Below are 14,528 nucleotides of genomic sequence, written 5' to 3'. Positions count from 1 at the left end.
CTTCACGGAACGTGTGCCAGGTTCACTGGCGACGTGTTATTCCTTGCGCAGATCCGGACGCGGGATCACCTGGGTGTCGTCGTTGGTCCAGTCGTGCTCGCCGGGAGCGGGGGAACCGGCTCCGCTCGGGCTCTGGCCACCGCCGGCGTGTGCCGGTGCCGGGGTTCCGCCCTTGCCGCCGCGCACACCGAGGAAGATGCCGGCGATCAGAGCGATCACGCCGAGGACGCCGGCAACGATCGGAACGGTGCGGCCGACGAGGTTGAGCGTGTCGATACCGTCCTGCGCCTGCTGGATCTGGTACTCGATGGTCTCTTCGTCGAACGGAAGCGTGACGTTGAGGACGTCGACGTCGACGGAGTTCTTGTTGCGGCCGTAGTACTGGTGCAGCTGCTCCTGGCCCTTGATGACAACACCGGTCTTGGGCTCGACCCACAGGTCACGGACGTTGGTGTACCAACGCGTCATCGTGACGGGGGTGGTGCCGCCGGGAACGCCCCAGGTGTCGGCAGGCAACGTGAGCTTGTTCGAAGGCGAGTTGACGACCTTGGACAGGTCGACGGGCTCGATGGTCTGGTTGAAGTGGTAGACCTTCATGCCGTTGATCTCGGTCTCTTCGACGAAGTTGATGTCGTACGTCGCGCGAGCATTGAGATCGAAGTAGGGGTAGGTCTGCTGTTCCGTGTTGAACGGGAACTTGTACTGCAGACCGTCGCGGGAAACTTCGTCCGCCGGCTGATCAGCGGACGTCTGGATCGTTCCGACCGGATCGTTGGTCGGCATCGAGCTGACGCGGTCCAGGGTGACGGTGTCCACGGTTGCCGTCAGCAGGCCGCTCTCGCCCTGCTTGTCCGTGCGGATGACGGACTGGCCGGCCTGGACGGTGATGTCGTCGGCGTCGGACGGTTCCTGTGTCGTGACGTAGCGCTGAGCGACGATCGGGACGTTCTTGTCGACCTGAGCCTTACCGGCGAGGAGTGCGGCGGAGTTGAGGACGCTGCCGTTACCCGTGGCGATGGTCGTGACCTCGAGGTCGAGCGGCGTCTTCTCCAGCTTGCCGACCATGTAGGTAGGAATGAGAACAGCGATGGCCAAGAGGAAGGCGCCGAGACCTACCAGAATGCAAGGAAGTATCCGGCTCGACCCTGAGCGTTCCGCCATGCTGGGACTCCTACCCGTTAGTAGTTTAGACGTGGTGCAACCTGCACAATATGAGTTGCGCAGGCCGTATGGGGTCACAGTAGAACCCATGTGTGGCAGAACACTAACAGTCCAGCGGCCCGGTTTGTCGCTTGAGGTGGTGAATTGGCCTGGCATTTTTTTACAGGGCGTCCGGATGGTTTAGGGCGAACGCACTCCGGTGCACACTTATCCGTGATGATGAGTCCCGTGAATTCTTCTTCTGCCGTCCCGCCGCAGGCCCGTGGCTTTGTTCCGGCCTTGGACGGTATGCGAGGTTTGGCAGCGCTCGGTGTTCTCGTGACACACGTCGCCTTCCAGACGGGTGAAGCTCAGTCGGGTGCGATCGGCCGGGCTTTCGGACGGCTCGACCTTGCTGTCGCCGTGTTCTTCGCACTGTCCGGTTTTCTGTTGTGGCGTCCCCATGCGGCCGCTGCCCGCGGAATCGGACGGCCACAGGCCACCGTGCGGTACTGGATATCCCGAGCGACGCGCATTCTCCCCGCGTACTGGGTGGCAGTGACGCTTATTCTCTTGTTCCTGCCAGGCGCCGGCGGCGGTTATCAGGTGTGGCTCGCGAACCTCGGCCTGGTACAGGTCTTTGTTCCGCTCACCCTCACCGAGGGGCTCACACAGATGTGGAGCCTGTCGGTGGAGGTGATGTTCTATCTGTTGCTGCCGTTGTTCGCGGTTCTCCTGGTACGTCTGCGTGGGAGCAGTGCGCGGTTCCGGATCCCGCTGTTGACCGCCGTCTCGGTGCTGGCTCTCAGTTGGGCGTTCCTCCCGGTTCCTGCGCCCGATTTCATCCATCACGACAATTGGCTGCCGGGGTACCTGCCGTGGTTCGGGGTCGGCATGGTGTTGGCGGAACTCGCCGTCGGGGCTTCGACGTGGGTGCATCGTCTGGCGCACCGACGGCTTCTGTTGACCGGCGTGGCGTTGGTGGCGTTTGTACTCTCGTGCACCGACCTCGCCGGACCCGAAGGTTTGGTACGGCCGGAACCCTGGCAGTTCGCCGTCAAGATCGCGCTCGGTGCGATCATCAGCTTTTCCCTGATCGCACCGTTGGTTCTGCGGGACGAGGCGCAGCACCGGTTCCTGGCAAGTCCGTTTGCCTTGGCGATCGGTCGCTGGTCGTACGGAATCTTCATCTGGCATCTGGCAGTGCTCAATGCGGTGTTTCCGGTGTTCGGCATCGCGCCGTTCTCCGGCAGTTTCTTCTCCGTACTAGCCCTGACTCTTGTTCTGAGTGTGGCTGTGGCGTCGGCGAGCTACGCCTTGGTGGAGGAACCGGCTCGTTTGGCGATCAAGCGCTGGGAGAACCGTCGCCACATCGGTGAACCGGCAACGGGCAGCGCCGCCAATCCGGTGACCACCAACGCCAGCAACATCACGAACTGAATCAGGAACGAATCACCGACGTACCCGCCCGGTGATCGCCACGGTCCGGTGGACAGAAGCGTGATTCCGGCTATTGCTGCCACGCCGGCGGTGCCGACCAGAATGCGCGCGGTGCGATCCGGGCCGACTGCTCGCACCAGGGCCAGCGCGACGAGTGTGCACACAACGAAGATTCCGGTTCCCACGAGTCCGCCGATGACGGTGGCGGCCACGGCCACACCCAGCCAGCCCGCTACGACGCTGTGCCAGGGGCGCGGCGGTGCGGTCGGCTTCGGTACGCGCCGCACCGGAATCAGGGCAGCGAGGAACAGCGGGATCAGCAGCACCAGACCGCCGAAGATCCCCAAGCGGTACCAGCGGTCACTGGGGAAATCGAGGGTGATCGTTCCGGACGTGCCGGCGGGCACGATCCAGCCTTGTTGCCAACCGTTCACCACCACCGGGGTCAGCTCGGAACCATCGGGCGCGGTGGCGATCCAGCCGATGCTGGTGCTTTCGGGATTCACGATCAACTGATCGGACGTCGACGTGGTGACGGCAAGTTCGCGATGATTTTCTGTCCATGCAGTCGAGGGGAGAGCGCTCTGGTTCTGCAGCGGGAGCGGATCGGAACCGACAACAGTGAGATCGAGATCGTCCACGGAGAACGCTGCTCCTGGCTCGACCACGACGTCCGGTTGACCCGCAGGCAACAGTGCCGTTCCGGTCGGGCCGCAGACGCTCACCGGGATGGGAGCGCCGGTGCGGAGCTCGTGCGCCGTGGTGTCGATCGACGTCGGGAACTGTTGCCCGGCAATGGTGATCGTGGGTCCGATGCCGCAGGGGACGGTGATCTGACGGTTGTCCAGGGTGCTGTCGGTCTGAACCCCGGAATCGGCGACGGGTGTGCCGTCCGCGCCGATCACTCCGACTTCCGCCAGCCCCGTCGGCTGAACCTGCGCGAAGCCGAGCGCGTTCTGATCGAGGACTGGATCCCAGTCGGTGATGCTCAGGACAATCGTGTCGGTGACGAAGGGGGCCAGGGGTACTCGCGTGTCATCTGGTGCCAGTTCACGGACCTGGGGTCCGTTTCCGAGATTCACGGCAACGCTGGTGGGCGGTGACGGCAGTATTCCGACGCTGGGGGTGATGTCGAGTGCTGTAACCAGGGTCGGTTCCGGAAGGGTCAGGGTGAGAGTCGGTTTCGGGCCACCGGGCTCGGTGGTGCTCTGCGGTGCCGACCACGTGGTCCGCGCGTCGCCGTCGGTGGCGGCAAAGGCTGATCCGCGGGTATCGCCGATATCGCTCGAGCCGGACGCCGTGATGCGGCCGGGAACGGTGAGAAGTGAGTCCAGCTCGCTACCCTGACGGGCCCAAACAGTCAGTTCGGCTGTGACAGAAGTATTTTCCGGTACGTCGAGCGTGCGCTGGAATCGGCTCGGCTCTTCGGGGATGGCCATGAATGCGTTGCTGCAGCGCACTCGATCATCGCTGTCGGCGCAGGAATTTCGGCCCGGAAATTCCTGCGTCAGATTCCAGGACGTCACCGACGCGTCGTTCGGAACGGCGGGCAGCACCGTGTCGAATGTGATGGGTACGAACGCGGGCGCACTGCGGTCGGAGAAGTCCTCCACGGACAGTTCGCTGATTCCGAACTGTGTTCCAGCCGAACCATTTTCGGTATGGGTTGCCGTCACGCGCACCCACGGTGTTGTTCCGCCGGGAATCGACACCGTGACAGGTTCGCCCGGGCGCTCCACCTTGACAGCCTTGGTTCCGTTGGGAGTGGACACCTCGAGCCATTTGACGGGGGCGCCGATTGCCGCTGCGCTGGTAGTCAGGTGCAGCAGACCGCTCGAGATGGGAGTGTCGAAGTCGATCTGCAACCACTGCCCCAACGCGCGCTCGATGCCGTTGCTGAACCAGCCGGTGCCCGGATCGCCGTCCACCGTTGCAGCCGGGCTACTCGACGGCGACGTTCCACCCAGTTGGGTGGCGTCGGAGGCACTACTGGAGACGGTGATCTCGGCGCCGCTCCAACGGCCCTGCACCAGAGGCGTGTCGGTGACGGGGTAGTCGGGAACCAGGTTGTACGTGCGTCGTTCACTGTCCGCTGTCCGCAGAGCGGAACTGTGATTGTCGACCTGACCGAAATCGGTTTCGCGGTCACGCGGTGTGTCGGTGACGGTGAGCGCGTCGACCGGCAATCCGGCCGCAGCGGCGTCGGCGGCAAAGACGACGGGACCGGTGCCGGGCAGTGTTCCGCTTTCATGCAGGCGGAGAACGGCTTCCGGTCCGCCCTGGACCAGCGGAACCTCATCGAGATCCACCGAGTACGGGCCGCTGACCGCGGTGCTTCCGTCAGGTGGGGTGACCTCGAAGATCTCGATGGGGGAGTAGTTGGGGCGCAGGTCGCTGTCGGCAACCAGCCCTTCGATGGGCTTGGGGTTGATGTTCTCGCCGAACTCGGCGACTTTCGTGATGCCGGGGGAACCGTCGACGGCTTGATGGACGAGGAGTGGGCGGGCTGAGCGTGAGGTGTCGCCGTCGAGGTCGTTGCGCATCACGAGGTAGTGGATGCCCTGCCCGAGCAGAGTCTGCGCGAGACCGTCGGAGGGGCGACCGTCGGCGATCAGACGCTGCACGGAATCGAGGGCGCGGATGGCGCCGGGCGGCGTCAGAGGGACGGAATCGCGCACGGCCCACGGTGTGGTGGCCAGTGCTTGCAGCGGCTCATCGCGGGTGAGTCCCCACACCTGGCTGCCGAACGGTGCACCCGGGACTACGAGGGCGCGCTCGGCTTCGGAGCCTGGTGCGGTGTTGTCCTCGAGCCACTGCGCGGCTTCGGTCCAGTACGACGGCACCTCGGGGTACGCGCCGCGCGGTGCGAGCTTGCCGGTCCACGCCAGCGCCGTCGACAGGGTGAGGGCAACCAGGATCAGGGAGGTCAGCGCCACCATCGGTTCGCGTTCGGGATGAGCGAAGGCGCGTCGCCACCGCGGCATCGGAACCGAACCGGGCAAGGGAACTTTTGCGAGGAGATGAGCCAGGCCGAGAACCAGCGGCAGACGCACGAGTGGTTCGAGTTTGTGGACGTTGCGCAGTGGTGCTCCCGCAGAGTCCAGGAACAGGCGCACTTGATCGGAGATCGGGGAACTGAGTTCGCCGACGTATCCGGCAGCCAAGCCGGTGATGCCGACAAACAGGATGAGCGTCAAGCGTCCACGGGCGGGCATCGACCGCATACAGAGTCCCGCAAGTCCGGCGGCCGCAACCAGTCCGGTGGCGACAACCGCCGCCGGTTGGGTCACGAGGACAGCGCCGGCGATGCGTTCGGGGGAGACGAACGGCGTCCAGCTGTCCGTGCCGCGCAGGATCTCCGCGAGCGACGCCCACTGCGTCGTGACGCCGGCCGATTCGATGTAGTCGAGGAACGGTGGGCTGACCTTGCCGAGCAGAAGGAGGGGAACGATCCACCACAGGGTGCCCAGAGCAACGAACAGGGCCCACCACGCGGTGAACGTCAGCCAGGCGCGGTTCGGTTTGTGCGAGAGCCACCAGATGACGGCGACGAGACAGGCCGCTGCGGTGGCGATGGCATTGATCGAACCCATCAGGGCAACAGCGAGGCCGGATTGCGCGGCCAATTTCCACTGCGCGCGCGTGTGATCGTCCGGGCTACCGGACAGGGGCACAGGGCGGAAAGCGATGATGACCGGCAACAACACCCACGGCGCCAACATCATCGGCAAGGTTTCCGAGGAAATCGATCCGAGAGTTGTCAGAACACGAGGGGAGAGAGCAAAGGCAATTGCGGCGATGACGCGAGAACTGCGGCTACCGACGCCCAGCGCCTCGGCGACGCGGACGATGCCCCAGAACCCGGCAATCAGCAGCAGCGCCCACCAGATGCGCTGCGTGATCCACGGCGAAATGTGGGCGAGCTCGCCCAACGCAAAAAACGGCCCGTGCGGGAAAAAGTAACCGTAGGCCTGATTTTGTACCTGGCCCAGCGGGGCCTGACTACTCCACTGATGCGACGCGCGTTCGAGAAAGCCGAACGGATTCTGCGTCAGGTCGTACTTGGTGTCGGCGGTGATCAGCCCCGGTGACTGGAAAAAGGTGAGAAGAAACGCTACGACGGAGGCGCCGAACAGCCACCGCTTCGACAGAGGCTCTGCCGAAGGCACTGTGGTGCCTTCGGCGGAAGAACGGGAACTCGCGAGGCCTGCGCTCTCAGCGGCTGCCGTACTCAACCTGGTTCAGGACGGAAGAATCGGCATTTCCGCTGCGGTCGATATCGGGACGAGTGTTGTCCGCGGCTACTGCCGTGGCGCCGAAGATTGCAGCAGCGCCCAGAACGAGGCCGACGACAGCGCTGGCCACACCGGGGACAAGGAACTTCGTCATCGTGGATCTCCCAATAGGTCGTGTCGGTCGGCCGGGACTTACCGGTCCGTACGAACTGTTCGCGTCAAGGTATCACTCGCCGCTGAGAATTCGGACGATTGGCCCCGCAGTGGACTGATTAGATTGTGTCCGCGACGCCCAACGCTGTGAGCAATGTCCGTAATTTGGTCGTTGTCTCGTCCAATTCGTCCTGTGGGTCCGAATCTGCGACGATTCCGCCCCCGGCGCTTGCCCAGGCAGTTCGACCGTCGGCGCTGATCTCCGCACATCGGATCGCCACCACCCAGTCGCCGTCGCCGTCGTTGTTGCACCACCCGACTGCGCCGCCGTAGAAGCGTCTCGGTTCCTCGGTGTCGCGGATGACGTTCAATGCCGTGTCAGTGGGTGTTCCGCATAGTGCGGGTGTCGGGTGGAGTGCGATTGCCAGCTCGAGCGCAGAGGTGGAGTCGCGCAGAATGCCGCGAATCGGGCTGGCCAGGTGCCAGACCTCATGGGTACTGGTCAATTCCGGGGTCGACGGTATCGACAACTCACTGCACAGCGGGCCGAGGATGTCCCGAATCCAATCGGTGACAAAGGCGTGCTCGGCAAGATTCTTCGTCGAACTCAGGAGGCTGTCACCGGCAACCCGATCCGCTTCGGTGTCGGCGGTCCGACGCGCGGACCCCGCCAGCGGACGGCACGTGACGACATTCCCGCGTCGGCTCACCAGCACCTCGGGCGTCGCGCCGACAAGAGAGTGGCCGACAAAATCGGCTCCGGCAGCACTGAGATCGACGGCAAATGTATTTGCGGCGGGATTGAGCGCAGCCATCCGAGCCGCGAGTGCCATTGGTGAGATGGGAGATTCGGCCAGCAATTCGACGGTCCGCGCCGAGACCACCTTGCCGAGGTCGCCGTCACGCAGATGAGTGAGAAGTTTCTCCACTCGTCGAAGGTGATCTGCCGGCGACGGAATTTCGCGCACCGCCCGCGTGTCCGGCATGTCCACGGACGTGCCCGGACGCCATGCGCTGCCGCTGACAGTTACCTCGGCCGGTTCGTACAGCGCCGTCGCTCCCGACGGGTCGAAGGGGAGCGCGCCGACGATCAGCGGCGCCGAACCCGCCGACAATGCCTGCGTCGCCGCGCCTGCGTCGTCGAAACTGCGTCGTACGCCGCGGGTGAGCACGCTGTGATCAGGCCGAGAGAGAACAAAACCGTCCATGGTGACTAGAACACTAGTCGCCGGGGGCGGATGCTCACTTGCCAGGAGGGACGATCAACACCGGCCGATGACTGTGACGCAGAACATGATCCGCCACGCTGCTCTGCAACAACGAGCGCAAACCGGTAGTGCCGCGAGTGCCGGTGACGATGATGTCGACGTCCAACTCGTCGGCAGTCTCCACGATGGCGGACCAGATGGCCGATCGGCATTCGGCACTGCGGCCTTCGACGGTCAAACCAGCCGCCTCGGCCAATGCGACGCCTTCCGCGAGAGTTGACTTGGCATCGCTGTACGCGATGTCCTCGACATCGTCGTCGGGAACCCACTCGGGTTGCATAACGCCGGAGAGCCCGGACATCCGCGCGGCCTGCCGAACCATCGGTTCCCAGGCGGTGACAAGAATTGCGCGATTGGCGGACAGGAAACGTCCTGCGTACTCGACAGCACGTCGGGCGTTCTCGGAACCGTCGTACGCGATGAGCATCAGTCCTTGTGGCATCACGACCTCCTCGTCAGCGGGGAATCGGTTCACGTCCAGGTTACCTTCCTGCCGTGCCGGTGAGGGGAGTGTATGGGTACGGAGTCCGATACCGTCGTAAGAATGCGGATCAAGTTTGTGAAAACGGCAACCACTCTTGCCCTGTGCGGCGGATTGGTAGCGGGATGCTCGGGCGACGGCGGGGACGTGGCAGCGCCATCGACGTCTGCTGCGGCGAGTGTCACGACCGACATCACGACGACATCGGAGACGTCCGCAGCCCTCCCCGCACCTGCCGTGTGCGGCAGCGACCTCCTGGCGTCGTTGTCCACGAGGGCGAAGCTTGCCCAACTCCTCAACGTTGGCGTGACCGGTACCGACGACGCGATGGCGATAGTTGCGAGCGAGCAGATCGGCGGCATCTTCGTCGGCAGCTGGACCGATCAGTCGATGCTGACCAATCGTGAAGTGCCGCAGGTTGCTTCGGCGTCGAAAATTCCGTTGATGGTGACGATTGACGAGGAAGGCGGCCGGGTGTCCCGCGTCGAGGACATTCTTGGACCCGATCCGTCGGCGCGTGAGACTGCCGAGACGATGACAGTGGAACAGACGTACCAGATGGCGCTCGAGCGTGGCCGCGGTCTGAAGGATCTCGGCATCACGGTCAACTACGCACCGGACGTCGATGTCAGCTCGCAGCCCGATAATTCGGTAATCGGTGACCGCTCGTACTCGGACGATCCCGCAACGGTGATCGCCTATGCCGGCGCGTACGCCCAAGGAATGCGCGACGCCGGAATCTTCCCGGTGATCAAACATTTTCCCGGACACGGCAGTGCGTCGGGCGATTCGCACACCGGCGCGGTGACGACGCCTCCCTTGGAAGATCTGATGAACTCGGATCTTGTTCCGTTCCGGGAGTTGGTGAACACCGGCGTCGGCGTCATGATCGGCCACCTCGAGGTCCCGGGTCTGACGGAACCGGGTGTCCCGGCAAGTATCAGTCCGGCCGCAGTGTCGCTGCTTCGCGACGGAGTGGGTTACGGCGCAGCGCCGTTCACCGGGCCGATCTTCACCGACGACCTCAGCGGTATGCAGGCGATTACCGACCGTTACGATATTGCCGACGCGGTGCAGGCCGCATTGGTGGCAGGGGTGGACCAGGCTTTGTGGCTCACAACCGATGACGTGCCGCGGGTGCTTGATCAGCTCGAAGGTGCCGTCGCGTCCGGCGCTTTGCCGCAGGCCCGCGTGGATCAGGCTGTAGTGACGGTCGCGCAGGCGAAGGGCGCCATTACCTGCTGAGTCGGTAGTGCGATTCGACGCCGGATCTTACCGTAGAGTAAGATAGACATTTACCCTGTGGTTGGAGGATACATGGCCGGTGGCACGAAGAGACTGCCCCGCGCGGTACGCGAGCAGCAGATGCTCGACGCGGCCGTGGACGTGTTCTCCGACAGGGGATTTCACGAAACCTCGATGGATGCCATTGCAGCGAAGGCAGAGATTTCCAAGCCGATGCTGTACCTGTACTACGGCTCCAAGGAAGAGCTGTTTGCCGCGTGCATCCATCGTGAAGGTCTGCGTTTTGTCGAAGCCCTGGCTCCGGCCGGTGCACCGGATCTGACGCCGCGTGAGCAATTGCGTGCCGCGCTCGAAGGTTTCCTCGGATTTGTGGGCGCTAACCGCAAGTCGTGGATGGTCCTCTACCGTCAGGCCGTCGGGCAGCAGGCTTTTGCGGGCACCGTGCAGACCAGCCGCGACCGATTGATCGAACTGACAGCGCACCTCCTCGAGTCCAGTACCAAGGATCCGGATGCGTCTCACGACTTCGGGATCATCGCTATCGCCTTGGTCGGTGCGGGTGAGGCTGTGGCCGACCGCGTTGCCGGCGGAGAAATCGAAGTGGACGAGGCAGCGGATCTCCTCGAGTCCTTGGCGTGGCGCGGATTGTCGGGCAAGAAGAAGTCCGAATAGTCCCCAACTGTTCCCACCCTCATCGAGTGAACGTATCGCTCCCCTTGTTGAACAAGGGGAGCGATACGTTCATGCTGTCGGGTGGTGGGTCAAAGTCCAGCCCAATCCAGCCTAACCAGGCTCAGCGCAGCGTCGCTGTGACGTGCGGGTAGCCCTTCTTCGGGTGCAGTAGCGACAGATCCCAACCGTTGTCGACGCGATCGGCGTAGGCGTTCAGGGTTGCCGGGAGAAGAATCGGCTTGCCGAATCGCACGCTGTACGTGACCTTGTCGGCCACATCGCCTTCGACGGTCCGCAACAGTGCGGCGGCACTCCACATTCCGTGAGCGATGGTCTTCGGGAATCCGAATGCCTTGGCGCCCAGAGATGAGACGTGGATGGGGTTGCGGTCCCCGGAGATGGATGCGTACTTGCTGATCGTGGTCTGATCGACGCGGATGGTGGTCATCGGCATCGGCGGAACCTCGTCGGCCTTTGGTTCCGGTCGGGCTTCGCCGGACAGTGAGGTCTTCTGCTGATTGAGGAACGACGACGTCTGGCGCCACACCAGTTCCCGTCCCACCCGAATTTCGGTGATCACGTCGATCAGCAGGCCCTTGCGGTGCTCGCGCAGGTTCTCGGCGTGCACCGAGAGGTCGAGCGGTTCGCTCACGGAGATGGGGCGCAGTGATTCGATGACGTTCTCGGCGTGTACGGAACCGACTGCGGGGAAGGGAAATTCCTTCGACACCATCAGTTTCATCACTGTCGGGAATGCCAACGTGAATGGGTAGGTGATCGGCAGTGAATCACCGAATCGCAGGCCGGTGACACGGCAGTACGCGGCCAGGTTGTCGGTGTCGACCGTCAACCCGGTGAGGGTGAGTCGCTGTTGCGGTACCGAGCGTGAGTCCGACTTGTTCCACGGCAACAACCCCAGTACCGCGCGGGAGTAGATGTCGAGGGTTTTGGGTTGTTCGGTGAGGGCGACGGTCTTGGTTGCCATCATGCGCCCAGGAGGCTCTGGCCGCACACGCGAACAACCTGTCCCGTAACGGCATTGGACGCCGGGCTGGCGAAGTAGGCGACTGTCTCGGCGACGTCGACGGTTTCGCCGCCCTGCAACAGGGAGCTCATGCGGCGGCCGGCTTCGCGGGTAGCGAAGGGGATGGCTGCGGTCATGGCGGTTTCGATGAAGCCGGGTGCCACGGCGTTGATGGTGATGTTCTTCTTTGCCAGGACCGGAGCTTCGGCGTGGACGAGGCCGATGACGCCGGCCTTGGAGGTGCCGTAGTTTGTCTGGCCGCGGTTGCCGGCGATGCCGGCGATGGAGGACACGTCGACGACGCGGCCGCCTTCCTTGAGGGCGCCCTTCGCGACGAGATGCTCGGTGATCTTTTGCGGTGCAAGAAGATTGACGCCGATGACCATGTTCCAGCGGCCTTCGTCCATGTTGGCGAGTGTTTTGTCGCGGGTGATTCCGGCGTTGTGGACGATGATGTCGGCGCCGCCGTGGCGCTCGAGCAGATGTGCCGCGAGGACCTCGGCTGCGTCGTCTGCCGTGACGTCGAGTGCGAGGGAGGTTCCGCCGACCTTGTTGGCGGTGGCCGAAAGTGCTTCTCCGGCAGCGGGAATGTCAGCGCAGACTACGTGTGCGCCGTCGCGGGCGAGGACCTCGGCGATGGTGGCGCCGATGCCGCGGGCTGCGCCGGTGACGACAGCTACCTTGCCGTCGAGCGGCTTGTCCCAGCTGGCCGGAGCAACGGAATCTTCATTTCCGACGACGATGACCTGGCCGTCGACAAATGCGGACTTGGCCGAAAGCAGAAAGCGCAGAGTCGATTCGACGCCCGAAAGGCCGGTGGATGCCTTGGGGGAGACGTAGACGAGCTGAGCGGTGGAGCCGCGCTTGATCTCCTTGCCGACACTGCGGGTGAAGCCTTCGAGGGCGCGCTGCGCGACGTGCTCGTCGACGCTCGACGTCTCTTCCGGCGTCGTGCCCAGGACGACGACGCGAGCGCACGATGCGAGGTTGCGGATCACGGGCTGGAAGAACTCGAACAGCTGCTCGAGCTCGGTGACCTGGGTGATTCCCGTGGCGTCGAATACCAGCGCGCCGAAGCTGGAATCGTGGGCCTGCGCGGCGGGGTAGTCGGAGAGTAGGACGCGCAGTGGTTCTACGAGTCGGCCTTTACCGCCGATGAGGACCGGCCCGGCCAACGGCGGTTCCCCGGCTTTGTAGCGGCGCAGGTTCTCGGGCCTGGGCAGGCCGGCCTTCGACGCGATGAATGCGCCGGGGGCGGACGAGAGGAACTGTGAATAGAGGTCGGGAGCTCCCTTGCTGGCTGCCACGGTCCTACCTTCTGTTGTGTTTCGGGTTGTCTCTCACCGGGCAATCGAAAGAATGCGGCGATAGACAAGTAACTTACTACTGAGTAAGAATAGTCTTCAACAGGTAATCGCACCATCCTTGGAGACGCAAGTGACCAGCAAAGCCCGTTCGAATGCCCGATCCGCAGCCAACGCCACTTCTGCCGCGAAGCCTGCAGGTCAGCGCCGCCGCGTCGCTATCGTCGGTGGTAACCGTATCCCCTTCGCTCGTTCGGACAAGGCGTACGCGCAGGCGTCCAATCAGGACATGTTCACAGCCACGCTCGACGGATTGGTGAGCCGTTTCAATCTGCAGGGCGAGCAACTCGGCCTGGTGGTCGGCGGCGCGGTGCTCAAGCACAGCCGTGATTTCAATCTCATCCGTGAGTCGGTTCTCGGGAGTGCACTGAGCCCGTACACACCGGCGTACGACCTTCAGCAGGCGTGTGGCACCGGGCTTCAGTCGATCGTCGCAGTCGGCGATGCCATCTCGGCCGGGCGGATCGACTCCGGCATCGGCGGCGGAACCGACACCACGTCCGACGCTCCGATCGGCGTCAACGATCAGGCACGCGAGTTCCTGCTCTCGCTCAACCGCGCGAAGTCGACGGGCGATCGCATCAAGCTGCTCGGCAACGTGCGCGCCGGCATGCTCGGTCTCGAGATCCCGCGCAACGGCGAGCCGCGCACCGGTAAGTCGATGGGTGACCACGCTGCGATCACCGCCAAGGAATTCGGCGTCAAGCGCGAGGACCAGGACGAACTGGCCGCCGCCAGCCACAAGAACATGGCAGCGGCATACGACCGCGGATTCTTCGACGACCTCGTCACCCCGTTCCTGGGCCTGACCCGCGACGACAACCTCCGCCCCGGTTCGACCGTCGAGAAGCTGTCGACGCTCAAGCCCGTTTTCGGCACCAAGCTCGGCGACGCCACCATGACGGCCGGTAACTCCACGCCGCTCACCGACGGCGCGTCAGCTGTGCTCCTCTCGACCGACGAGTGGGCAGCCGAGCGCAACCTGCCCGTCCTTGCACACCTCGTCGACTCGGAGACCGCAGCCGTCGATTACGTCCACGGCAAGGACGGCCTGCTGATGGCTCCGACGTACGCGATCCCGCGTCTGTTGGCCCGCAACGGACTCACCTTGCAGGACTTCGACTACTACGAAATCCACGAGGCATTTGCTTCAGTTGTCCTCGCGACGCTGCAGGCTTTCGAGTCCGACGAGTACTGCAAGGAACGCCTGGGCCTGGACGGTGCATTGGGCTCGATCGATCGCAGCAAACTCAACGTCAACGGTTCGTCTTTGGCTGCCGGACACCCGTTTGCTGCGACTGGCGGACGCATTGTGGCGACTCTCGCAAAAATGCTTGCGGAGAAGGGTTCAGGGCGCGGTCTTATCTCGATTTGTGCAGCAGGCGGACAGGGCGTCACTGCAATCATCGAGCGGTAGTCCCGCAGCTGGCTGTTACTGCGCTCACCTGCGGTAACAGCAGTCTGTGGGTGGTGATAAGGAGATCCGGTCGCGAGGGGTGACCGGAT

Annotated in this window: 10 protein-coding genes and 1 pseudogene; 4 read left to right on the top strand and 7 right to left on the bottom strand. The window is 63.8% G+C overall.

Translation table 11 applies throughout. The annotated features are described in order from the left end of the window. Positions 1-36: 36 nt before the first annotated feature. Complete coding sequence (locus FFI94_RS25155; RefSeq protein ID WP_138870210.1) at positions 37-1,161, bottom strand: DUF3068 domain-containing protein; 1,125 nt, start codon at positions 1,159-1,161, stop codon at positions 37-39. 216 nt (positions 1,162-1,377) lie between these two features. Between FFI94_RS25155 and FFI94_RS25150 the strand changes: the two are divergent. Next, positions 1,378-2,427 (top strand): annotated as a pseudogene (locus FFI94_RS25150) (acyltransferase family protein); the annotation flags it as partial. A gap of 23 nt (positions 2,428-2,450) precedes the next feature. Here the strand turns inward: FFI94_RS25150 and FFI94_RS34640 are convergent. The 4 genes from FFI94_RS34640 to FFI94_RS25130 form a co-directional block, all read right to left on the bottom strand. After that, positions 2,451-6,749, bottom strand: a complete 4,299-nt coding sequence (locus FFI94_RS34640; RefSeq protein WP_313905556.1) for an alpha-(1->3)-arabinofuranosyltransferase family protein — start codon at positions 6,747-6,749, stop codon at positions 2,451-2,453. A 46-nt stretch (positions 6,750-6,795) separates the two neighbouring features. Further along, positions 6,796-6,969 carry a DUF2613 domain-containing protein gene (locus FFI94_RS25140; RefSeq protein WP_138870208.1) on the bottom strand — a complete coding sequence of 58 codons (174 nt, stop codon included), beginning with the start codon at positions 6,967-6,969 and terminating at the stop codon, positions 6,796-6,798. A 118-nt stretch (positions 6,970-7,087) separates the two neighbouring features. Then, positions 7,088-8,176, bottom strand: a complete 1,089-nt coding sequence (locus FFI94_RS25135; protein WP_138870207.1) for an isochorismate synthase MenF — start codon at positions 8,174-8,176, stop codon at positions 7,088-7,090. Between the two features lie 34 nt (positions 8,177-8,210). Further along, entirely contained in the window at positions 8,211-8,678 is a 468-nt protein-coding gene (locus FFI94_RS25130) for a universal stress protein (RefSeq protein WP_138873401.1), read from the bottom strand. Between the two features lie 102 nt (positions 8,679-8,780). Here FFI94_RS25130 and FFI94_RS25125 point away from each other — a divergent pair, with 102 nt between their 5' ends. Both FFI94_RS25125 and FFI94_RS25120 read left to right on the top strand, forming a co-directional pair. Then, on the top strand, positions 8,781-9,962 hold the full coding sequence (locus FFI94_RS25125; RefSeq protein ID WP_138870206.1) for a glycoside hydrolase family 3 N-terminal domain-containing protein: 1,182 nt from the start codon (positions 8,781-8,783) through the stop codon (positions 9,960-9,962). A 72-nt stretch (positions 9,963-10,034) separates the two neighbouring features. Then, on the top strand, positions 10,035-10,634 hold the full coding sequence (locus FFI94_RS25120) for a TetR/AcrR family transcriptional regulator (RefSeq protein WP_138870205.1): 600 nt from the start codon (positions 10,035-10,037) through the stop codon (positions 10,632-10,634). 121 nt (positions 10,635-10,755) lie between these two features. Here FFI94_RS25120 and FFI94_RS25115 read toward each other — a convergent pair whose 3' ends face one another. Together FFI94_RS25115 and FFI94_RS25110 are read right to left on the bottom strand one after the other, a co-directional pair. Next, positions 10,756-11,619 carry a MaoC/PaaZ C-terminal domain-containing protein gene (locus FFI94_RS25115; RefSeq protein WP_138873400.1) on the bottom strand — a complete coding sequence of 288 codons (864 nt, stop codon included), beginning with the start codon at positions 11,617-11,619 and terminating at the stop codon, positions 10,756-10,758. After that, complete coding sequence (locus FFI94_RS25110) at positions 11,619-12,965, bottom strand: 3-oxoacyl-ACP reductase (RefSeq protein WP_138870204.1); 1,347 nt, start codon at positions 12,963-12,965, stop codon at positions 11,619-11,621. Before FFI94_RS25110 ends, FFI94_RS25115 begins: the two co-directional genes overlap by 1 nt. A 130-nt stretch (positions 12,966-13,095) precedes the next feature. Here FFI94_RS25110 and FFI94_RS25105 point away from each other — a divergent pair, with 130 nt between their 5' ends. Beyond that, positions 13,096-14,439, top strand: a complete 1,344-nt coding sequence (locus FFI94_RS25105) for an acetyl-CoA C-acetyltransferase (protein WP_138870203.1) — start codon at positions 13,096-13,098, stop codon at positions 14,437-14,439. Positions 14,440-14,528: the final 89 nt, after the last annotated feature.

This window comes from Rhodococcus sp. KBS0724, from assembly GCF_005938745.2.
Classification (GTDB): Bacteria; Actinomycetota; Actinomycetes; order Mycobacteriales; family Mycobacteriaceae; genus Rhodococcus_F.
The sequence above is the reverse complement of the archived record's forward strand: the minus strand, read 5'-3'. Positions and strand labels throughout refer to the sequence as shown.

Coding starts and splice junctions, on each gene's coding strand:
- FFI94_RS25155 (WP_138870210.1), bottom strand. CDS start 1,161: ATGGCGGAACGCTCAGGGTCGAGCCGGATACTTCCTTGCATTCTGGTA.
- FFI94_RS25140 (WP_138870208.1), bottom strand. CDS start 6,969: ATGACGAAGTTCCTTGTCCCCGGTGTGGCCAGCGCTGTCGTCGGCCTC.
- FFI94_RS25135 (WP_138870207.1), bottom strand. CDS start 8,176: ATGGACGGTTTTGTTCTCTCTCGGCCTGATCACAGCGTGCTCACCCGC.
- FFI94_RS25130 (WP_138873401.1), bottom strand. CDS start 8,678: ATGCCACAAGGACTGATGCTCATCGCGTACGACGGTTCCGAGAACGCC.
- FFI94_RS25125 (WP_138870206.1), top strand. CDS start 8,781: ATGCGGATCAAGTTTGTGAAAACGGCAACCACTCTTGCCCTGTGCGGC.
- FFI94_RS25120 (WP_138870205.1), top strand. CDS start 10,035: ATGGCCGGTGGCACGAAGAGACTGCCCCGCGCGGTACGCGAGCAGCAG.
- FFI94_RS25115 (WP_138873400.1), bottom strand. CDS start 11,619: ATGGCAACCAAGACCGTCGCCCTCACCGAACAACCCAAAACCCTCGAC.